The following is a 20,666-nucleotide window of genomic DNA, read 5'->3' as shown; positions in this document are numbered from 1 at the left end:
GAGGAGTTTGAGAATTATGTCCTTTGACGCGCTGCAGGAGAAGATCATCGCTTGCAAGAACCCCACCGTGGTGGGGCTGGATCCCAAGCCGGAGTATGTGCCTCCTCACATCCGCAAGGCCTGCTATGAGCAGCACGGCGAGACCCTGGAGGGCGCGGCCGAGGCCCTCTACCGGTTCAACTGCGGGCTGATGGATGCGCTGTGCGATCTTGTGCCCGCTGTGAAGCCCCAGTCTGCCTATTATGAGCGGCTGGGCTGGCGGGGGATGGAGGCGCTGGAGCGCACCATCCGCTATGCCAAGGAGAAGGGCTTCTTCGTGATCGCCGACATCAAGCGGGGCGATATCGGCTCCACCGCCGAGGCCTATGCTGACGGCTGGCTGGGCACCACCAGGGTGGGGGAGCAGGACCTGAGCGTGTTCGACGCTGACTGCGTCACCCTCAACGGCTATATGGGGGGCGACAGCGTCAATCCCTTCCTGAAGGTGTGCAAGCAGACCGACAAGTGTACCTTCTCCCTGGTCAAGACCTCCAACCCTGGCTCCGGCGAGCTGCAGAATGTGACTGCCGGAGAGGGCGACACGGTCTATGGCCTGATGGCCGACCTGATTGAGAAGTGGGGAGCCGGCACCGAGGGCAAATACGGCTATACCATGGCCGGTGCGGTGGCGGGAGCCACCCACCCCGATGAACTCAAGCAGATCCGGGCCCGGATGCCCCACACCTTCCTGCTGGTGCCCGGCTACGGTGCCCAGGGCGGCACCGCCGAGGATGTGCAGTACGCCTTCCAGGCCAAGGGCCGGGGTGCCATCGTCAACTCCTCCCGGGGCATTATCTGTGCCTGGCAGAAGACCGGCAAGGACGGCGCCGACTACCAGGAGGCCGCCCGTAATGCCGCCATTGCCATGCGGGATGATATCTGCCGGTTTATCACCATCGAGTAAGGAGGAGAGAGCATGCCCATCGAACAGCGCTGTACGATAGTGGAGATGACCCCTCTGAACGACAGCACCTGGTGGATGACCCTGGAAGTGGGGAAAATGGTGGAGGAGCAGGGGCTTCGGGCCGGTCAGTTCCTCCATGTGGCCTGCGGGGAGGGCAACCTCCTCCGCCGGCCCATTTCGGTGGCCTGCGTCCTGGCTGACGAGCCGGAGAATACCGCCGCTCTCATCTTCGAGGTGAAGGGGGAAGGCACCCGCTGGCTTGCCGGGCGCAAGGTGGGGGAGCAAGTCAACGTGCTAGGTCCACTGGGCAATGGCTTTTCCGTGGAAGAGAGAGGCCGCTATCTCCTGGTGGGGGGCGGCATCGGTGTGCCGCCCCTGCTGGGCTATGCCGAGGCCTACCATAAAAATGCCGTCGCTGTGCTGGGATTTCGCTCGGCAGACCGGGTGATCCTGGCCGAGCGTTTCCGGGAATGCTGTAAAGAAGTTTACCTTTGCACAGATGATGGAAGCCTTGGGCGCCATGGATTTGTGGATGCGCAGGTGCGGGATATTCTTGAAAAGGAAAAAGACTTTACGGCTATTTTGGCCTGCGGGCCCAAGCCCATGCTGAAGAGTGTGGCCAAGGTGGCGGCGGAGTACGGCGTGCCCTGCCAGGTGTCCATGGAGGAGCGGATGGCCTGCGGTGTGGGAGCCTGCCTGGGCTGTGCCATTCAGATGGCCGACGGCACTATGAAGCATGTGTGCAAGGACGGCCCGGTATTTGACGCCAGGGAGGTGGAGTGGAATGTCTAAGGTGGAGTTGTCCGTCGAGCTGGCGGGTGTGAAACTGAAAAACCCCATCGTAGTGGCCTCCGGGACCTTTGGCTTCGGCCGGGAATACGGCCAGTTCTACGACCTGAGTGAGTTGGGGGGAATTTGCGCCAAGGGTCTGACCCTGCACCGCCGGGAGGGCAATCCGCCTCCCCGCATCGCCGAGACGCCCATGGGGATCCTTAACTCCGTGGGCCTTCAGAATCCGGGGGTGGATGCCTTTATCGCTGAGGAGCTGCCCGAGCTGCGCAAGCACGACCTGGCGGTGATCGCCAATATCTCCGGCAACACCCCGGAAGAGTACGGCATCATGTGCGAGAAGCTGTCGGCGGCCGGGGTGGATATGATCGAGGTCAACATCTCCTGCCCCAATGTGAAGGCGGGCGGCCTGGCCTACGGCACCAAGCCGGAGCTGGCGGCCGAGGTTACCAAAGTGGCCAAGGAGCACGCCACTGTCCCGGTGATGGTGAAGCTGTCCCCCAATGTTACCGATATTACCGAGATTGCCAGAGCGGTGGCTGACGCCGGAGCGGACGCCCTGTCCCTTATCAACACCCTGCGGGGCATGCGCATTGACGTGAATACTCGTCGGCCCATTCTGAAAATGAATACCGGCGGCCTGTCCGGGCCTGCCGTGCTGCCGGTGGCGGTGCGGATGGTGTGGGAGGTGGCCAGCGCGGTTAATCTGCCGATTCTGGGTATGGGAGGCGTGGCCAAAGGGGAGGATGCGGCCCAGCTGATGCTGGCAGGCGCCTCTGCCGTGGCAGTGGGCACCGCCTGCTTCGCCGACCCCTACGCGCCCATCAAGGTACGGGATGAGCTGGCCGAAATTGCCTGTGTTCAGGGACATGGCAAGGTATCTGACCTGACAGGCGGTGTGCGGCCCTGGTGAGAGAGGAGCGCCAAAATGGAACATACCTATTATGTGTCCTGTTCCATGGAACAGTGCGGCGATTTGATCCACAGCGCCATTGTGGATGGCAGCATTACCGGAGAGCTGCTGGACCACTATGCAGTGAAAGGGCCCAACGGCTTGGAGTGTGCGGTTATGGTGTATGAGAAGCACTACTGGCGGGTGGGTAACCGCCTGACCCTCACGGTCACGATTGACAATATGAGCGCTCATACCAGAGTCCACATCATCGGCGGGGGCGGCGGAGGAGGTCTGATCCGCTTCGACTGGGGGGCGGCCGAATCCTTTGAGGACGTGGTGGAAGAGGCATTGAGACCCTATGCGCTCTGAAGAGACGGGGCGTAGGATTACCAAAATAGAGCAGGAGTTACAGCATGACAAGAATCTATCTGATCCGCCATGCGGAGGCAGAGGGCAACCTGTACCGCCGCGTTCATGGCTGGTATAACAGTTTGATTACTGACAACGGCTATCGCCAGATTGCCGCTCTGAAGGGGCGGTTTGACAATATCCCCATTGACGCGGTGTATTCCAGCGATTTGTTTCGCACCATGACCACCGCCAAAGCCATTTATGAATCCCATGCGCTGGAGCTGCATACCCGGCCCGACCTGCGGGAGATCGGCGTGGGCGTGTGGGAGGACAAACCGTGGGGGGAGCTGGCCCACCGGGATGGACAGCGGCTGCGTGGGTTCAATCACAGCTCCCCTGAATTTCAGGTAGAGGGCGGCGAGACCTTTGCCCAGGTGCAAAAGCGGATGCTGGCTGCTATGCGGGACATTGCCCAGCGGCACCCGGACCAGACGGTGGCAGCCTTTTCCCACGGAACCGCCATCCGCTGTCTCCAGGGGGCCATTCGCGGCCTGGAGCCGGGCGAGATGGACGCATTGGGGCACAGTGACAACACCGGCGTTACCTGTTTGACGGTAGACGAACATGGCGTCTGCCGGCTAATTTTTGAGAATGACAGCTCCCATCTGCCGGAGGAGATCTCCACCCTGGCCCGCCAGAAATGGTGGAAGTCCCGGGAGAGCAGTCTGGCTGACGCCAACCTGTGGTTCCGTCCCCTGAATATGGAGACGGAAGGGGAGTGCTACCGCTCAGCCCGCAGCGATGCCTGGCAGGATATCCACGGCTCTGACCTTCCCTGTGACAGTGAGGCCTTCCAGCAGGATGCGCTGCGCTGCTGGGCCCAGGACCCCCAAAAGGCCGTGATGGCAGCCATGCTGGGCGAAACATTTGCCGGCGTGCTCCAGATGGATCTGGAGCGCTGGGCGGAGGAGGGGATCGGCTATATCCCCTTTGTGTACATGGCTCCGGAGTACCGGAAAAAGGGCCTTGGGGTTCAGCTGATCGGCCAGGCGGTGTCCACCTACCGCCCCTTGGGCCGGACCAGACTGCGGCTGCGCTGTGCCCCGGATAACGGGGTAGCCCAGCGGTTTTATAAGAAGTACGGATTTGTAAAGGTGGGCGAGGTCCAGGGCGCAGGCGGCGTACCGCTGGATCTGTTGGAAAAAGAGATCGGCTTTGAACCTGCCGATGAATCGAGGTAATATGAACGCATTTCTTCCTGTCTCCCAAAAAGATCTGGCGGAGCGGGGTTGGGACTGGTATGACTTTTTGCTCATCACCGGCGACGCCTATGTGGACCACCCCTCCTTCGGTCCGGCCATCATTTCCCGCCTGCTGGAGGCGGAGGGCTACCGGGTGGCCATTCTGGCCCAGCCGGATTGGCGTAAGGCAGAAGCCTTTACAGCCTTGGGCCGGCCCAGATTGGGTGTGATGCTCTCCGCCGGCAATATTGACTCCATGGTGGCCCACTATACGGTGGCAAAAAAACGGCGGCATGACGACGCCTATTCTCCGGGCAACAAGGCGGGCCTGCGGCCTGATCGGGCGGCCATTGTCTACTCCAATAAGGTGCGGGAGGCATTTGGGGACATTCCTCTGGTGATCGGTGGGCTGGAGGCCTCGCTGCGGCGGTTTGCCTACTACGACTACTGGGAGGACAAGGTGCGCCGCTCCGTCCTCTTTGACAGCCAGGCAGACCTGCTGGTCTACGGCATGGGGGAGACCGCCACCCGGGAAATTGCTGCCCGGCTGGCCTCCGGCACGCCCGTGGGGGAGATCAAGGATGTAAAGGGAACTGCCTTTATTGGAAATACACCCGCCGACTGCGCCTATCCCCTGGTGGAGTGCCCCTCCTTTGAGCAGGTGCGCGCCGACAAGCGGCAGTACGCCATGGCCAATCAGATCCAGTATGAGGAGCATGACCCGGTGCGGGGAAAGGCCATCCTGCAGCGTCATGGGGACAAGCTGCTCATCGTCAATCCGCCCGCCATGCCCCTGACCACGGCGGAGCTGGACCGGGTAGCTGAGCTGCCCTACGTCCGGGAGCCCCATCCTATGTATGACAGCATGGGAGGCGTGCCTGCTATTGAGGAGGTGCGGTTCTCGGTGGCCCATAACCGGGGCTGCTTCGGGGCATGTCATTTCTGCTCCCTGGCCTTTCACCAGGGGCGGATCATCACCTCCCGAAGCCATGAGAGCGTGCTGAGAGAGGTGGAGGCGCTGACCCATCATCCGGGCTTCAAGGGTTATATCCACGATGTGGGAGGCCCTACCGCCAACTTCCGCCGCCCGTCCTGCAAGAAGCAGCTGAAGGCGGGGATGTGCCGGAACCGGGCCTGTCTGGCGCCTGAGCCCTGTCCCAATCTGGACGCCGATCACACCGACTATTTGATGCTGCTGCGGAAGGTGCGGGCGGTGCCCGGCGTGAAAAAGGTGTTTATCCGCTCCGGCATCCGGTTTGACTATATGCTCAAGGATCAGAGCGGGGAGTTTTTTGCCGAGCTGGTGAAGTACCATGTGTCCGGTCAGCTGAAGGTGGCGCCGGAGCATTGTGTGGATGGCGTGCTGGATTATATGGGCAAGCCCCATATCGCGGTGTACGAGAAGTTCCGGCAGAAATATGAGCGGCTGAACCAGAAGTACGGCAAGGAGCAGTATCTGGTGCCCTATCTCATGTCCTCCCATCCCGGCTGCACCATGTCCGACGCGGTGCGTCTGGCGGAGTGGCTGAACAGATCCGGCCGGCAGCCGGAGCAGGTGCAGGACTTCTATCCCACGCCTGGCACCCTGTCCACCTGTATGTACTATACCGGCCTTGACCCCCGAACCATGAAGCCGGTGTATGTGCCCAAGGATCCCCATGAGAAGGCCATGCAGCGGGCTTTGATGCAGTGGAAGCGGCCGGAAAAGCGGGCACTGGTCCGTGAGGCCCTCCACGCGGCCCACCGGGAGGACCTGATCGGCTATGGAAAAGGCTGCCTGCTCCGTCCCTCCGGGCGAAAGCCGGAAGGGGAGACCCGGCAGAAAAAACAGGCGGCTGAACGGCCTGCCCGTCCGGAAAAGAAATCCCGCCCAGTGAAAAAGGCGGGGTGGGCGGTGGCCAAGCCCAAAAAGAACACCCGCCCCAAGAAAAAACGGGGCTGAATGACAAAAACCGCGGCATGGTCTTTTTCCATGCCGCGGTTTCTATTTGGCAGGGAGGGGCTCAGCAGCCCATCTCCCGGATCAGGTTTACCATTTCGATGGCGCCTTCGGCGCACTCGGAGCCCTTGTTACCCGCCTTGGAGCCGGCCCGCTCGATGGCCTGTTCGATGTTCTCGGTAGTGAGCACGCCGAACATTACCGGGATGCCGCTCTCCAGCGAGACCGCCGCGATGCCCTTGGACACCTCGTTGCAGACATAGTCGTAGTGGCTGGTGGAGCCGCGGATCACCGCGCCCAGGCAGATCACCGCGTCGTATTTGCCGCTCTTGGCCATTTTGGAGGCGATAAGGGGGATCTCAAAGGCGCCGGGTACCCAGGCCACCTGAATGTCCTCCTCCTGTACGTTGTGGCGGAGCAGCCCGTCCATAGCGCCGCTGAGCAGCTTGGAAGTGATGAACTCGTTGAACCGGGCCACCACGATGCCTACCTTGATGCTGCTGGATACCAGCTTTCCCTCAAATGTTTTCATGATAAAACTCCTCTCTTCCTTTTAATAGGTCAGAATATGTCCCATGCGCTCCTGCTTGGTTTTCAGGTAGAACAGGTCGTAGTCGTTGGCGTCCATCTGGATGGGTACCCGCTGGGTGATCTCCAGGCCGAACTCGGAGAGCTGATAGACCTTGTCCGGGTTGTTGGTGAGCAGCCGCATGGTGCGCACACCCAGGTCCCGCAGGATTTGCGCTCCGGTCCAGTACTCCCGAAGGTCGGGGGCAAAGCCAAGTTCCACATTGGCGTCCACGGTATCAAAGCCTTTTTCCTGGAGGGCATAGGCCTTCAGCTTGTTGATCAGGCCGATACCCCGGCCCTCCTGACGCATGTAGAGCACCACGCCCCGGCCCTCTTTCTCAATCTGCATCATGGCGGCGGCCAGCTGCTGGCCGCAGTCGCAGCGGCAGGAGTCGAACACGTCGCCGGTGAGACATTCCGAGTGAACCCGGCAGAGCACGTCCTGACCGTCGCTGATATCCCCCTTCACCAGAGCCACGTGATGCTCGCCGGTCAGGTCGTTGATGTAGCCGTAGATCTGGAAGTCGCCGTAGCGGGTGGGCATTTTGGCCACGGCCTCCCGCACCACATGCTTGTCGTGAAGGCGGCAGTAGTCCTGAAGGGCCTTGATGGTAACAACTTTCAGCCCCCATTCCCTAGCCTTTTCCAGCAGTTCAGAAGTGCGCATCATGGTGCCGTCGTCCCGCATGATCTCGCAGCACAGACCGCACTCTTTCAGGCCCGCCAGCCGGCACAGGTCTACCGTGGCCTCCGTGTGGCCGTTGCGGATGAGTACGCCGCCCCGGCGGGCCACCAGCGGAAACACGTGGCCCGGACGGCGCAGGTCCTCCGGGCGGGTGGACGGGTCCACGCACATCCGGCAGGTGTAGCCCCGCTCCTCAGCGGAAATGCCGGTGGTGGTGTTTACATGGTCGATGGAGATGGTAAAGGCGGTATGATGGTTGTCGGTGTTGACCTTGACCATCTGCTCCAGCTGAAGCCGGTCGGCCAGCTCCTGGCTCATGGGGGTGCAGATCAGGCCCTTGGCGTGCATCGCCATGAAGTTGACGTTTTCGGTGGTGGCAAACTGGGCAGCGCAGATCATGTCACCTTCGTTTTCCCGGTCCGGGTCATCGATGGAGATGATAATGCGGCCCGCCCGCAGCTCCTCAAGGGCTTCCTCCACCGTGCAGAATTGTTCGTCCATATCAGATTCCTCCTCGTCTAAAATCCATGCCGCGCCAGAAAGTCCCGGGTAAGTCCGCCGGACGCCGGGGTTTCCGGGGCGGGTGTGAGCAGCTTTTCCACGTATTTGCCAATGATATCGGTCTCCAGATTGACCAGGTCACCCTCTCTGCGATTCTGCAGCGCCGTCTGAGCCACGGTGTGGGGAATGGCGGAGATGGAAAAGGCGGTTTCTTCTACCCGGGCCACCGTCAGACTGATTCCGTCTACGGCGATGGAGCCCTTTTCCACGATGTACCGCAGCAGCTGTGGGGCGGCCTGTATGGTATACCAGACAGCGTTGTCGTCCCGTTTGATGCGGGTGATCCGGCCGGTGCCATCGATGTGTCCGGCTACGATATGCCCGCCAAACCGGCCGTCGGCGGCCATGGCCCGCTCCAGATTGACGACGCTGCCCCGCCGGAGCCCGGACAGGGCGGAGCGATCCAGGGTCTCGTGCATTACGTCGGCGGAAAACCGGTCGGACAGCAGGGAAGTGACGGTCAGACACACCCCGTTTACCGCGATGCTGTCTCCGATTTTGGTGCCCTCCAGCACGGTTTTGGCCCGGATGGTCAGAACAGCCGACTGTTTGCCCCGCTGGATGCCCTCCACCTGGCCCATTTCCTCAACGATCCCCGTAAACACTGGGGACCACCTCGCTTTCGATCAGAAAATCTTCCCCGAGCCGGGTGATGGAGCTGTGCGTCAGCGCAATGGCCTGGGACATCAGGGCGACGCCCGCCCCCTCTACCGGGGTCTTGGCCTCTCTGCCGCCCGACAGCTTGGGTGCGATATAGGCCAGAACTTTTTGTACAATGTCCTGCTCCAGAGCGGTCCAGTTCAGGGTACCCCCACCCTCCAGCAAAATACTGTCTACCTCACGCCGTCCCAGCTCGTCCATCAGCCAGTTCAGGTCCACATGTCCGTTGCGCTCCGGCCCTGTGAGCACCTGGCAGCCCGCCGCCTCATAGTTGGCCCGCTTGTCCGCGTCGTTACAGCAGGTGGCCAGCAGGGTGGGGGCTTGCCGGGCGGTGGTCACCACCTGGGCGGTGAGGGGCGTGCGGAGGTGGGTGTCGCAGATGATCCGCACTGGGGTGCGGCAGCCGGGAAGGCGGCAGGTCAGCAGGGGGTCGTCGGCCAGCACGGTGCCCACCCCTGCCATGATGCCGGTATACCGATGGCGGAGCTGCTGGACGTGGTGCCGGGCTGCCTCACCGGTGACCCACTTGGAGTCCCCGGTGGGGGCGGCGATCTTGCCGTCCAGGGTCATGGCGTATTTCATGGCCACATAGGGCCGTCCGGTGCGGATATAGTGAAAAAAGATACGGTTGAGCGCTTCGCACTCCGCTTCCAGCACCTGCTCGGTAACCTCCACACCGGCCTTCCGCAGCAGAGCGATCCCTTTTCCGGCCACCAGGGGATTAGGGTCTCCCGCCCCCACCACCACCCGGCGGATGCCGGACTCCAGAATGGCCTGGGTGCAGGGGGGCTGCCTGCCCTGGTGGCAGCAGGGCTCCAGGGTAACGTACATGGTAGCTCCTCCGGGGGGCTCGGTGCAAGCGGCCAGGGCGTTGCGCTCAGCGTGGGGCTGGCCGCATTTTTCATGCCAGCCCTGACCGATAAACCGCCCTTCCTTGACGATCACGGCCCCCACCATGGGATTTGGGGAGGTCCAACCCAATCCGCGCTTTGCAAGCTCCAGGGCCTGAGCCATATACTCCCGGTCCTCCATAGCATCATCTCCGCAAAGAAAAATTGCCCTGAACAGATCTGTTCAGGGCAATCAAAGGGGATGCGGAAACATCCTTTACAAGCAAAAAACTCTGGAATGTCATCACATACCAGAGCAATCGCAAAGATACAGGACAAGCAATCCTGTATGACAACGATCTTCTTCCATCCAGACTATACTGTCGGCTTCGGAGTTTCACCGAATCATGCCTTGCGGCTCGTGGGCTATACCACCGGTAGGGACTTGCACCCTGCCCTGAAGATCTTATTCAATTGACTGGCATAAGTATACGCTGCCGGCAGGCCATTGTCAAGGGCATACCGGCAGCCGGCAGAAAATTTTGCCGTCAGCGCATGGCGTTCTTGACGCCGTCCTTTACATCTTCGGTTACGTTCCTGGCGGCGTCCCCGATGTCATCGGCAATATCCTTACCAGCTTCTCCGATGTCGTCGAGTACGCCCTCCGGCGTGGAGGTAACCGCGGGCGTGGGGGTCACGACCTCCGGCACATTGGGGCTGCAGGCCGCCAGGGGAACCGTCAGGGTCAGCACCAGCATAAACAAGCTCCAGATCCGTTTCATGTCTATCCTCCTGTCAGTTCAATGGACTGCAAGAGTTAGTGTGAGCGTATCAAAGAAAAGTATACAAAAAATTTTCCGTTTTTTTAAAAAAAGCCTTGCGTATGCGGGAAGAATCTGCTATCATATCATAAACAGTAATGATTACTGTTTATGAATCAAGAGAAAAGAGGTGGCCTATGAACGGAAAGCGCTATTCCCGGCAGCGGGAACTGATTTTTGAGACATTGAAACACAGCAGGGAACACCCCACGGCGGAAATGCTGTATCAGTGGCTGAAACCGGAGAATCCCAGCCTGAGCCTCGGAACAGTCTATCGCAATCTGAATCTGCTGGCGGACGAGGGGAGCATTACCCGCATGGCGTTTCCGGTGGAACGGTTTGACGCCGACACTACGGCTCACCCCCATTTTTGCTGTCAGGTCTGTGGTTCGGTCTATGACCTGAAGCTGCCCTATGACGCCGGACTGGATGAACAGGCGCTGCTGGCCAGTGGCCACGATGTAACGGGGCATGAGGTCATTTTCCATGGAACCTGTGTAAACTGTAAGCGGGTTCACTGAGGGTATAAAGCCCCAAAAGACAGGGAAAACATATAAAATAAGAAAGAAAGGCTGGTTAATCTCATGGAATTCAAGCTGTATCGCTGTGCGCATTGCGGAAATATTATCTATAAGGTCGTGGACAAGGGTGTGCCCGTCATGTGCTGCGGGCAGAAGATGGAGGAAGTGGTGCCCAACACCACCGACGGCGCGCTGGAGAAGCATGTTCCCGTGGTGGAGAAGTCCGCCCATGGCAGCGGCAACTCTGTCACTGTGAAGGTGGGCAGCGTGGAGCACCCCATGCTGCCGGAGCACTATATCCCCCTGATCGCCGCGGTGACCGAGGATACTGTGGTGCTGAAGTTCCCCAAGCCGGGCGACAAGCCGGAACTCAAGACCTTTGTCTATGGGGATGGGAAGGTAACGGCCTATGAGCTGTGTAACCTCCACGGCTTCTGGAAGGGCGAAGGCTGATCAACGCCCATTATAAATAAAAGTAGGAAGGATGGAAATGTTATGGAGCTGAAGGGCAGCAAGACTGAAGCCAATCTGTGGAAAGCGTTTGCGGGGGAGAGCATGGCCCGCAATAAGTACACCTATTTTGCCAGCAAGGCCAAGAAGGAGGGCTACGAGCAGATCGCGGCCATCTTTGAGGAGACCGCCGGCAACGAGAAGGAGCACGCCAAGCTGTGGTTCAAGGAGCTGGGCGGCATTGGCGATACCATAGCCAACCTGAAGTCCGCCGCCGCCGGCGAGAATGAGGAGTGGACCCAGATGTACCGGGAGATGGCCGACACCGCCCGGGAAGAGGGGTTTGAGAAGCTGGCTTTCCTGTTTGAAGGCGTGCTGAAGATCGAGAAGGAGCACGAGGAGCGCTACCTGACCCTCCTGAAGAACCTGGAGGAGGGCGTGGTGTTCAAGCGCGGCGACGAGTATATGTGGAAGTGCCGTAACTGCGGCCACATCCACTTTGGCAAGGAGGCTCCCCAGGTTTGCCCTGTGTGTGCCCATCCCCAGGCCTATTTTGAAATCCGTAGCGTGAACTACTAAGAGAGAAAAAACAAGCCGTCTGCCTGTGTGGCAGATGCACTTGTAAAATGAAAGTAGACACCCACACTTTTGTGAGTGTCTACTTTCATTTTACAAGTGCAACACAGGCTGGTAGCCTGTGTCCCATGTTTTGTTGTCAGGGGAGAAGTACCTCGTCCTCGGTGGTCAGACCTTGCAGAATCTCAGTGTACCAGCCGCCGGAGATGCCGGTCTCCACCTCTACTTCCACGGCCTTTCCGTCCCGCAGAACCTGTACGGTACCGCCACTGACCGCCTGGGATGGAATCCGTAGGCAGTCCTCTTTTTGCTCGGTAATGATGGCTACATTGACGTTCATCCCGTCCCGCAGCCCGTCGGTGCTGTCCAGCGTCAGCTCCACAGTATAGTCTGTCACGCCGCCTGAGGTGATGCCGGTGTCGTCAATGCGCGCCACGGTGGCGGTATAGCTCCGGGGCTGCCCGCTATCGTCGGTAAAGGCCACCTGGGCCTGCTGGCCGGGCCAGATGCGCTCAATGTACTGCTCGTTGATGTCGACATGGACGCACAGCTCCTCTGGCTGGGCCAGCACCGCCATGGGGGTCCCCGCCGACGCCAGGTCTCCCAGTTTCACCGACCGGGTGAGGATCACGCCGTCCACCGGAGCCAGGATGGTGTAATCCGCCCGTTTGGCTTGGAGCTGTTCCAGGGAGGTACGGGCTGATTCCACGGACAGGGAGGCGTTGGTCACCGCGTTGGTAAGGCTGTCGTTTTTAATGGTCATCACGGTTTGCCCTACAGTGACAGCGGAGCCGGTCTGGATGGGCAGAGTAAGTACCTGCCCGGATTGGGTGGCGTAGATGGTCTGCTCGGTGGCGTTGGATACGGTGCCGGATTCCATGCAGACAGCGGAACCCACAGCGGCGGAGGCGGAGTCTCCGCTGAGGACCGTGCCTGGATTTTGGAAGGAGAACTCCACATAGACGCCGGTCCGCCCGCCGGACAGGGCGCTGGGGGTGTCGTAGATCCGTTCCACCGTGCCGGTTACCGTCTCCGCCCGGTTGGGGAAGGAGATCACCGCGGAGGCCCCCGGTGTAAAGGAGGTGGCGTCCTCCACCCAGAAGGGAACGGTGAGTTTTAAGTTTTGGCTGTCCACCACCTGGGCAATGGGACTGCCCGTGGAGACATAATCTCCCACGTGGACATTGACTGCGGTAACGGTGCCGGCGGCGTAGGAGGTCACAGTCAGGTCGGCACAGGCCGTCTGCGCCTGACTGAGGGAGGCCTGGGCGCTGTCCAAAGAGAGGGCGGCCTGTTCGATCTGGTCCTCCAGATCTCCTGCGTCCAGCTCATACAGGGTCTGGCCTGCGGTTACGGTGTCGCCTTCCTCAATAGAACAGGAGATCACCGTGCCGCTGACCTGGGGGACAATGTTGTAATTGTCCCGGTAGGTAACCGTGCCCGTGTCCTCCACGGTGTTTTCCACCGGCCCGGTGTCTGGGAAAACGGTGGTGCGGTCCTTATCCTCGCCGTTGGAACAGCCGGTCAGCAGCAGCAGGCCCAGCGTACAGGCCACAGCCTTTCTACCATATTTCATCAGCTCCACCCCTTTTGACTAGGAAACTGTGATATGTTTCATGAACTCGGGATTACTCGACACTTTTCAGGGCGCCCAACATGTCGATCTCCCGCATTTTCCGCCCGATTACCACATTGACGCCCAGGGCGAACAGCATGGTCACGCCGCAGGACAGGCCGATGGCCTTGGGCGTGACCATCACCTCCAGAGGCATAGAGGTAATGGAGAGGATGAGGAAACGGTCCAGGGCGATACCCAGAGGAATACCCAGCAGAATGCCGGCGGCGGCGAAAATCAGGTTTTCGCTCAGCTGCAGCCGCTTGATTTCCCGCTCATAAAAGCCCAGCACCATCAGCGTGGCCAAACTGCGAAGCTGCTCAAAGAAGCTCATGATCCCCAGGTTATAGATCACAATGCAGGCAAGCCCGCCGCCAAAGACGATGAGGATATATACCACCATGGAGGTGTTCTCCATCTTCTCCACCACGGCGGCGGTGACGGTTTCCCGGCTCTGCCAACCGTCCACGAAATCGTAGTGGTCCAGCTCTGTTTCCAGGGCGACAGGGTCGGCGGCGGTCAGATAGGCCGCCGTTGGAGTATATGCCCGGCCCAGGCTCCGCCACAGGCTGCGGCTCACATAGGCCCCGCTGACGCAGCGGTTCACTTCCGCCACCGTCAGGGTGATATAGCCGTTTTCTCCGGTGAATCGGAGGGTGACGGAATCTCCCTCCGCCAGCCCCAGCTCGTCCGCCAGCTGTTTTTCCAATACCAGCCCCTCCTGGGGAAGAGACAGGGGAACGGAGGCATAGGGATCGTACAGGTGAAGGGATACGGTGTCCTCCGCCACCGTCAGGGTGGTGGTGGCCCGCTGGCTGCTGCTGTATAGCCAGCATGTGGTAGTCATTTCCAGCTCTGCTCCGGTGACGCCGGGGGCGGAAACCAGCCGGCTGTACTGGCGCTCTGTTACCGAGGTGTTCAGACTGACCATCACATCATAGCGGTTCTGATTTCCTGCCAGAGCGTTGGAATAGGCGTCCATAGAGTCCTTAATGGCGAAGGCCATAAATACCAGCGCCATGCAGAAGGCGATACCCACTACACAGGTGAGCATACGCACCTTGTTGCGGAAGGTGTTGCGCAGGATGTATTTCTGATTGAAGCCCAGCCGCCGCCACAGAGGACGGATGTGCTCCAGAAAGAGGGAACCGCCGCTTTTGGGGGCCTTGGGGCGCATACATTGGGCGGGAGATTCCTTCAACAGGGACCGGGCCACCAGCCAGGCGCTGCCGATGCAGCACAGGGCGGTAAGGCCCACCGCCTGGCCCCAGGCCTGGAAGTCGTGGACAATCTCCATGGGTGGCAGGTCGCAGCCGGTGGCGATGGTCCACACAATGAGGGCGGCGATATATTTGCCCAAAAGCGCACCGATGGGAAAGCCGATCACCACCACCAGCAGCGCATGGAGCAGGTAATAGACCAGGATGGTATGGTCGGAGTACCCCAACGCCTTGAAGGTGCCGATGTCGGACCGGGCGCTTTCAATGAGCCGGTTCATGGTACTTACCATCATCAGCACCGCGCACAGGAAAAACAGGGTGGGGAAGAAGGTGAGTATGGGAACCAGGTTGTTTTTTCCCTCCATTAGGGAATAGGCCTGCTGATTGTCCTCCAGCGCCAGAATATTGACCACCTTGCTGCCCAAAACGTCGTCCACGGCGGCACGCAGCTGCGCCATGGACATGGATTCGCTGGTGGTAATGCAGAACTGATTGTAGATGTGGGGGCCCATGACGTCCTGAAGGGTCTCCTCCCGCACGTAGGCAAAGCCATACCGGGACAGGTCGGGGGAGGGGGTGGTAGCGTTGACGGGATAGAGGTATTCCGGATCCTTCCCCACACCGCATACCTGAAGCCGCAGATGGATGCCCAGGCCGGTGAGGGTGAGCTCATACCAGTCGCCCACCTGCAGGCCTCTGGCCTGGGCAAACTGGTCGCTGAGAAAGATCTCCTGGCTGTTGGCGGGAAGCCTGCCTTCGGTGATGTAAGGGGTGTTGATACTCCAGTCGGCCGGAATTCCGCAGAGGGAGAGGGTAATGTCGCTGTTGTGACGCTCCTCCGCGTCCAGCAGAATCTGGGGCTGCACGCCGGTAATCCCGTTCAATCCCTCCAGCGCCCGGCAGTCCGCCATGTCCAGCCCCACTCCGGTGAGCCAGTAGTCGGCTACGTTGTGTTCCATATAATAGCGCCCCATGATCCGGTCCACGTTATAGATGATTCCGTTGAGGCCGGTGTATACCACCACGGCGATCATGGTAATGATGCTGACGGAAATGAGCCGGGAGGCGGTACGCCGCAGGTCCCGGAAAAAATTTTTCCAGATCATGCTACCACTCCAGCTCCTGCACCGGTACCGGATTGGGATTTTCCGTAAAGGACTCAATTTTGCCGCTTTTCATGCGGATGAGTACATCGGCAGTGGGGGCCAGGGCTCCGTTGTGGGTGACCACCACTACTGTCTTTTTGCTTTTCTTGCACAGGTCGTAGAGCAGGGCCAGAATGGCCTTGCCCGTCACATAGTCCAACGCGCCAGTGGGCTCGTCGCACAGCAGTACATCGGGATTTTTGGCCAGTGCCCGGGCGATGGCGCCCCGCTGCTGTTCGCCACCAGAACACTGGGCGGGGAAGTTGCCCATGCGATCGCCCAGCCCCACCATGTCCAGCACCTGTCTGGCGTCCAGGGGATTTTTGCAGATCTGGCTGGCCAGTTCCACGTTTTCCAGTACCGTCAAATTGGGCATCAGGTTGTAAAACTGGAACACAAAGCCAATGCTCTCCCTCCGGTACTGGGTGAGCTGTTTCTTGTTGAAGTTGGAGATCTCTTTATCATTCACCGTTACCAGTCCGGAGGTAGGGGAGTCCATCCCGCCCAGAATGTTGAGCACCGTAGACTTGCCTGCGCCGCTGGCGCCCAGGATGATGGTATATTTCCCCTCCGGGATGGAAAAGCTCACATCGTCTACCGCCCGAATGGTGGTTTTGCCCATGACATATTCCCGTACCACATGCTCCAAACGCACTCCGGACACAAGCTCCACCCCTTCCAGCGGCTGCATTTTTAGTTAATTTGTCTATATTATAGCGGTTCTGTCATTCTCCCGTCAAGGCGGGCGGATATAGAAAAGCAGCCTGCCTTTTCGGGCAGGCTGCTGTGTTTGTAACCGTTGCCGAACTAATTTGCTCTGGGTTCTTGCTCCAGTGCGGCGGAAACAAAACCGTGAAACAGGGGATGGGGCCGGTTGGGCCGACTCTTGAATTCCGGGTGAAACTGAACGCCCAGGAAAAAGGGATGGTCCCGCAGCTCCACCGCCTCCACCAGGCGGCCGTCAGGGGAGGTGCCGCTGAGGACCAGTCCGGCCTGCTCCAGCTGGCGGCGGTAGTCGTTGTTGAACTCATAGCGGTGGCGGTGGCGCTCCTGGATCAGGGGTTGGCTGTAACACCGCTCCAGCAGGGTGTCCGGTTGTACCTGACAGGGCCAGCTGCCCAGACGGAGGGTACCGCCCTTGTCGATGCTGTCGCTCTGGCCGGGCATAAAGTCGATGACCTTATAGGGACAGTCCGGGTCGAATTCCCCGGAGGTGGCCCCGATGAGGCCGGCGGCGTTTCTGGCAAACTCAATGACCGCGATCTGCATGCCCAGGCAGATGCCCAGATAGGGGAGTCTGTGAGTCCGGGCATATTGGGCGGCCAGCACCATACCCTCAATGCCGCGGCTGCCAAAGCCGCCGGGTACCAGGATCCCGTCCGCGCCGGACAGGATCTGTCCGCAGTTCTCCGGGGTCAGGGTTTCAGAGTCGATCCAGCGGATGTCCACACGGCCGTGAAGCCCGTAGCCCGCGTGGCGTAGCGCCTCGGCTACAGACAGGTAGGCGTCGTGCAGCTGGATGTATTTTCCCACCAGGGCAATGGTCACTGAGCGGTCCTGCCGCCCCATCTGCTCCACCAGCGCCTGCCACTCGGTAAGGTCGGGAGCGGGGGTATTCAGGCGCAGCTGACGGCATACGACATCGGAAAAGTGAGCCTGTTCCAGCATAAGAGGTGCCTGGTACAGGTTGGGCAGGGTCACATTTTCGATGACACAGTCCCGGCTCACGCCGCAAAAGCCGGAAATTTTCTCAAAAATACTCTCATCCCGGATGGGCTCGTCGCACCGCAGCACGATCAGGTCAGGGGAGATGCCAAAGCCCTGAAGCTCTTTTACCGAGTGCTGAGTGGGCTTGGATTTGTGCTCACCGGAGGCCCGCAGATAGGGCACCAGCGTCACATGGATAAACAGGGTGTTGTCCCGGCCAATCTCACGGCCCACCTGACGGATGGCCTCCAGAAAGGGCTGGCTCTCCATATCACCGGTGGTGCCGCCGATCTCGGTGATCACCACGTCGGCGCTGGTTTTCCGGCCCACGCTGTAAATAAAGCGTTTGATCTCGTCGGTGATATGGGGAATGGTCTGCACGGTGCCGCCCAGATATTCCCCCCGACGCTCCTTGGCTATGACGTTGGCATATACCCGGCCGGTGGTCAGGTTGGAGTATTGGTTCAGGTCCTCGTCAATAAACCGCTCGTAATGGCCCAGATCCAGGTCGGTTTCCGCGCCGTCCTCGGTGACAAATACCTCTCCGTGCTGATAGGGGCTCATGGTGCCCGGGTCCACGTTGATATAGGGGTCCAGCTTTTGGGCGGCAACCTTCAGCCCCCTGGCTTTCAGCAGACGGCCCAGGGAGGCGGCGGTGATTCCCTTGCCCAGACCGGACACCACCCCGCCGGTTACAAAAATATATTTCGTCACAATAAGACTCCTTCCCCTGAAAATAGACAGAGAGGCCCCGAATATCCTTCGGGACCTCTCTGTCCTGCAACGCACCTTATCTTACCCCTTGTTTTGCAGGATGTCAACCGGAAACATGCAAAACCGGAGAGAATTTCAGCGGCCGCACGTCCGGAGCAGGCGGCGCAGCTCCCTGCCGCCGGAACTGTAGGGACGGACGGCGGCGCGGAAAAAGGCCAGAGGATTGGTACAGAATAACGAGGCGCAGATACCTGCCCGGCAGAAAAAGCGTCTCATGGTCCACCTCCGCCGTTCAGTATAACCCGGCGGGCAGGTGTGTTTTGCTGAACGATGTCGAAGAAGCGGGAAAGATTTTAGGAAGTCTTTACCATATCTTGATAGAAAGCGTGCCTGAAATCTGATATCCTCAAAGTGACGGCGGCAAGGCTGCCTGTAAAACCATATAGGAGGAAAGGGGTTTTTCTTGTGATTCCCTGTCAAAAGAGCTGTTCGGCCTATTGCGAGGGCTGCCATAAGAGCTGCGCGGAGTGGAGGCAGTTTCAGACCAGGCTGCGTAAGGAGCGGCAGGCCAAGAAGGACTACCTAAACTATTATAACGAGCTGTGCGGGGCGGTAACCCGCCAGTTCCGGGCCATCGGAGCCTATTGCGGGGCCCGCTGAATAAACGATATCTTGGAAGCGTCTCCGCCCACTGGGCGGAGACGCTTTTTTTGCCAAATGATTTGTTGGAAAAAAGAAAATTCTTTGCAACTATCCAGGAAAGGCGGGAGTCTTATGATGTAGAAAGGAGGTCGAAACAGAATGCAGCTGCGGGCAGACAGAGAACTGACGGACGAGGAGTTCCTCGGGCTGATTGAGGCGAAAAGCGACTCATTTTATCGTGTAGCCTATGGATATGTACATAACGCTGAGGACGCCAAGGATATTGTCCAGGATGCAGTCTGCAAAGCCTACGTGGGAAAGGCGAGCCTGAAGGATCGGGAGAAGTTCTATCCCTGGTTCTATCGGATTCTGGCCCATACGGCTTCCTCCTTTTTGCGCCGGCATGCACGGACGGCTGTCTGGTATGATGAGCTGCTGGAGCCGCTGGACCAGGAGGAGCACTGGGGCGACGCGCTTTGGGTCAGAGACTCACTGGCCGGGGTGGAGAAAAAGAGCCGTATGGTCATTATTCTGAAAATCTATGAGAATATGACCTTTGCGGAAATTGCACAGATCCTCAAAAAGCCGGAAAACAGCGTAAAATCCCTATATTATCGCGGTTTGAGGACCATGCGGGAAAGGATGCAGGTATATGGATAGAGACTGGGAGATATCGGTGGAGATTCCCGCTGATCTGGGAGAGGTACTCCGGCAAGGTATGTGCCGGGGAAAGGAGATAGCGGCCCGGCGGGCCAGACGGAGACGAATGGCTGCACGCACAGCCTGCTCTTTTCTGCTGGTGCTGACACTCTTTGCGGGCGGCGTGCGATTTTCTCCAGCCTTTGCTGCAGCGGTGCGGGAGCTGCCTGTGGTGGGTCAGCTGGTACGGGCGTTTGAGAAGAACCAGCCCTTGGCTCAGGGCGGCGTCCGGGGCGAAGGGGGCATGGCCGTGCTGACCATGGAGCGCAGCGGCGACAGGGAGCAAATCCGGCTGGAATTCCGGCAGGAGGACGCGGCACTGTATCAGGTGGAGTTTGCTTCCTATCCCAAGACAATCACCATTACAATGCCTGGAACAGACGGGGTTGAGGTTCTCTCGGAGATTTCCCGGGCCAGAGATACCAGCCAATACATCAAGTCTGTCTGTCAGCTGCCCACCAGCACCGGCGATACCACGTCGATACAGCTGGAGCTGGAGAGCGATGCCGACGTGCAGATTCAGGAGTACCGGGACCCCGGCAGCCTGGTGATTGCGCTTACCCCAGCGGAGATCCAGCTGGATACGGTTTACTCTGTGCGGACCCTGTCCTTTGATGCGGATGGGTTCCAGCAGGCGGCCAGCCGCTATAACGCTTCTGGCGCCCGGGTTCTGCGGGATGATCAGGGGAAATTTTTCCTGGAGTTTGGGCAGGAGGCGACTATGGAGCAGGCGGAGGCCCGGCGGCTCACGCTGCAGGGAGACGTGATTGTGGAGGCACGCACGGGCAACAATGTGCCGGTGTGTTTTCCCACCATGGAGGCCTATGAGAGCAGCTGCTTTTTGAACCAGTATTATCAGCTGCTGCTTCAGTCAGACCGGGTGGAGCCTGTACTGGACTTTATGGACCACCATTTTGCAAATGCCAGCGATGAGGAGCGGGACACCATGCTGCGGGGACTGGCAGGATTGCTTCAGGACTATGAGGAAACGGTGGACTGGGACAGAGTATTTGCCTTTTACCAGACAGCCGGAATAGAGCCGCCGGAGGAGTTCCAGCGGCAAGCACAGCCATAAATCAGAAAAAAGGAAGG

At 59.5% G+C, this 20,666-nt stretch carries 22 protein-coding genes and 1 riboswitch; of the genes, 12 read left to right on the top strand and 10 right to left on the bottom strand.

Features of this window, described 5'->3' with window-relative positions; genetic code table 11:
• Positions 1-16 precede the first annotated feature (16 nt).
• From pyrF to B5F88_RS00765, 6 genes are read left to right on the top strand one after another with little or no spacing between them, the layout of a single operon-like run.
• A complete protein-coding gene (pyrF, locus tag B5F88_RS00790; protein ID WP_087341100.1) occupies positions 17-943 on the top strand; it encodes an orotidine-5'-phosphate decarboxylase in 927 nt (308 codons plus the stop codon).
• Between the two features lie 12 nt (positions 944-955).
• Entirely contained in the window at positions 956-1,735 is a 780-nt protein-coding gene (locus tag B5F88_RS00785; RefSeq protein ID WP_087341099.1) for a dihydroorotate dehydrogenase electron transfer subunit, read from the top strand.
• On the top strand, positions 1,728-2,645 hold the full coding sequence (locus B5F88_RS00780) for a dihydroorotate dehydrogenase (RefSeq protein WP_087341098.1): 918 nt from the start codon (positions 1,728-1,730) through the stop codon (positions 2,643-2,645). The genes B5F88_RS00785 and B5F88_RS00780 overlap by 8 nt, the downstream gene beginning before the upstream one ends.
• Before the next feature lie 15 nt (positions 2,646-2,660).
• Complete coding sequence (locus B5F88_RS00775) at positions 2,661-2,996, top strand: DUF6054 family protein (RefSeq protein WP_087341097.1); 336 nt, start codon at positions 2,661-2,663, stop codon at positions 2,994-2,996.
• Between the two features lie 44 nt (positions 2,997-3,040).
• Positions 3,041-4,219, top strand: a complete 1,179-nt coding sequence (locus B5F88_RS00770) for a bifunctional histidine phosphatase family protein/GNAT family N-acetyltransferase (protein ID WP_087341096.1) — start codon at positions 3,041-3,043, stop codon at positions 4,217-4,219.
• 1 nt (position 4,220) lies between these two features.
• Positions 4,221-6,161 carry a YgiQ family radical SAM protein gene (locus B5F88_RS00765; protein ID WP_087341095.1) on the top strand — a complete coding sequence of 647 codons (1,941 nt, stop codon included), beginning with the start codon at positions 4,221-4,223 and terminating at the stop codon, positions 6,159-6,161.
• A gap of 61 nt (positions 6,162-6,222) precedes the next feature.
• On the opposite strand, the gene ribE is transcribed toward B5F88_RS00765, so the two are convergent.
• The 5 genes from ribE to B5F88_RS00740 form a co-directional block, all read right to left on the bottom strand.
• Complete coding sequence (gene ribE, locus B5F88_RS00760) at positions 6,223-6,690, bottom strand: 6,7-dimethyl-8-ribityllumazine synthase (RefSeq protein WP_087341094.1); 468 nt, start codon at positions 6,688-6,690, stop codon at positions 6,223-6,225.
• A 21-nt stretch (positions 6,691-6,711) separates the two neighbouring features.
• Positions 6,712-7,914 (bottom strand): bifunctional 3,4-dihydroxy-2-butanone-4-phosphate synthase/GTP cyclohydrolase II, encoded by a 1,203-nt coding sequence (locus B5F88_RS00755; RefSeq protein WP_087341093.1) that lies wholly within the window; start codon positions 7,912-7,914, stop codon positions 6,712-6,714.
• A gap of 17 nt (positions 7,915-7,931) precedes the next feature.
• Positions 7,932-8,579: a riboflavin synthase gene (locus B5F88_RS00750; protein ID WP_087341092.1), complete on the bottom strand. Its 648-nt coding sequence runs from the start codon at positions 8,577-8,579 to the stop codon at positions 7,932-7,934.
• Positions 8,560-9,666 carry a bifunctional diaminohydroxyphosphoribosylaminopyrimidine deaminase/5-amino-6-(5-phosphoribosylamino)uracil reductase RibD gene (gene ribD / locus B5F88_RS00745; RefSeq protein WP_087341091.1) on the bottom strand — a complete coding sequence of 369 codons (1,107 nt, stop codon included), beginning with the start codon at positions 9,664-9,666 and terminating at the stop codon, positions 8,560-8,562. Before ribD ends, B5F88_RS00750 begins: the two co-directional genes overlap by 20 nt.
• 152 nt (positions 9,667-9,818) lie before the next feature.
• A riboswitch (FMN riboswitch) is annotated at positions 9,819-9,933 on the bottom strand.
• A gap of 79 nt (positions 9,934-10,012) precedes the next feature.
• Positions 10,013-10,246 carry a hypothetical protein gene (locus B5F88_RS00740; RefSeq protein ID WP_087341090.1) on the bottom strand — a complete coding sequence of 78 codons (234 nt, stop codon included), beginning with the start codon at positions 10,244-10,246 and terminating at the stop codon, positions 10,013-10,015.
• Positions 10,247-10,422: 176 nt separating this feature from the next.
• Here B5F88_RS00740 and B5F88_RS00735 point away from each other — a divergent pair, with 176 nt between their 5' ends.
• The 3 genes from B5F88_RS00735 to rbr all read left to right on the top strand — a co-directional run bounded on the left by B5F88_RS00735 (position 10,423) and on the right by rbr (position 11,835).
• Positions 10,423-10,806, top strand: a complete 384-nt coding sequence (locus B5F88_RS00735; RefSeq protein ID WP_087341089.1) for a transcriptional repressor — start codon at positions 10,423-10,425, stop codon at positions 10,804-10,806.
• A gap of 63 nt (positions 10,807-10,869) precedes the next feature.
• Positions 10,870-11,259 (top strand): desulfoferrodoxin family protein, encoded by a 390-nt coding sequence (locus B5F88_RS00730; protein ID WP_087341088.1) that lies wholly within the window; start codon positions 10,870-10,872, stop codon positions 11,257-11,259.
• 42 nt (positions 11,260-11,301) lie between these two features.
• On the top strand, positions 11,302-11,835 hold the full coding sequence (gene rbr / locus B5F88_RS00725) for a rubrerythrin (RefSeq protein WP_087341087.1): 534 nt from the start codon (positions 11,302-11,304) through the stop codon (positions 11,833-11,835).
• Positions 11,836-11,971: 136 nt separating this feature from the next.
• On the opposite strand, the gene B5F88_RS00720 is transcribed toward rbr, so the two are convergent.
• From B5F88_RS00720 to B5F88_RS20570, 5 genes are all read right to left on the bottom strand, one after another.
• Positions 11,972-13,408, bottom strand: coding sequence for an efflux RND transporter periplasmic adaptor subunit (locus B5F88_RS00720; protein ID WP_242959577.1), 1,437 nt, complete (start codon positions 13,406-13,408; stop codon positions 11,972-11,974).
• A gap of 52 nt (positions 13,409-13,460) precedes the next feature.
• Entirely contained in the window at positions 13,461-15,773 is a 2,313-nt protein-coding gene (locus B5F88_RS00715; RefSeq protein ID WP_087341085.1) for an ABC transporter permease, read from the bottom strand.
• 1 nt (position 15,774) lies between these two features.
• Positions 15,775-16,503 carry an ABC transporter ATP-binding protein gene (locus tag B5F88_RS00710; RefSeq protein ID WP_087341084.1) on the bottom strand — a complete coding sequence of 243 codons (729 nt, stop codon included), beginning with the start codon at positions 16,501-16,503 and terminating at the stop codon, positions 15,775-15,777.
• Between the two features lie 116 nt (positions 16,504-16,619).
• Complete coding sequence (locus B5F88_RS00705; RefSeq protein WP_087341083.1) at positions 16,620-18,233, bottom strand: CTP synthase; 1,614 nt, start codon at positions 18,231-18,233, stop codon at positions 16,620-16,622.
• 135 nt (positions 18,234-18,368) lie between these two features.
• Positions 18,369-18,509 carry a hypothetical protein gene (locus B5F88_RS20570; protein ID WP_162612086.1) on the bottom strand — a complete coding sequence of 47 codons (141 nt, stop codon included), beginning with the start codon at positions 18,507-18,509 and terminating at the stop codon, positions 18,369-18,371.
• Between the two features lie 189 nt (positions 18,510-18,698).
• On the opposite strand from B5F88_RS20570, the gene B5F88_RS00700 reads away from it, so the two are divergent.
• The 3 genes from B5F88_RS00700 to B5F88_RS00690 all read left to right on the top strand — a co-directional run bounded on the left by B5F88_RS00700 (position 18,699) and on the right by B5F88_RS00690 (position 20,649).
• Complete coding sequence (locus tag B5F88_RS00700) at positions 18,699-18,893, top strand: hypothetical protein (protein WP_087341082.1); 195 nt, start codon at positions 18,699-18,701, stop codon at positions 18,891-18,893.
• A 141-nt stretch (positions 18,894-19,034) separates the two neighbouring features.
• A complete protein-coding gene (locus B5F88_RS00695) occupies positions 19,035-19,535 on the top strand; it encodes a sigma-70 family RNA polymerase sigma factor (RefSeq protein WP_087341081.1) in 501 nt (166 codons plus the stop codon).
• Positions 19,528-20,649: a hypothetical protein gene (locus tag B5F88_RS00690; RefSeq protein WP_087341080.1), complete on the top strand. Its 1,122-nt coding sequence runs from the start codon at positions 19,528-19,530 to the stop codon at positions 20,647-20,649. The genes B5F88_RS00695 and B5F88_RS00690 overlap by 8 nt, the downstream gene beginning before the upstream one ends.
• Positions 20,650-20,666: the final 17 nt, after the last annotated feature.

Origin of the sequence: Flavonifractor sp. An306 (genome assembly GCF_002159455.1) — a bacterium.
Classification (GTDB): domain Bacteria; phylum Bacillota; class Clostridia; order Oscillospirales; family Oscillospiraceae; genus Flavonifractor.
Note: the sequence above shows the minus strand (reverse complement) of the source record. Positions and strands in the feature narration are given on the sequence as shown.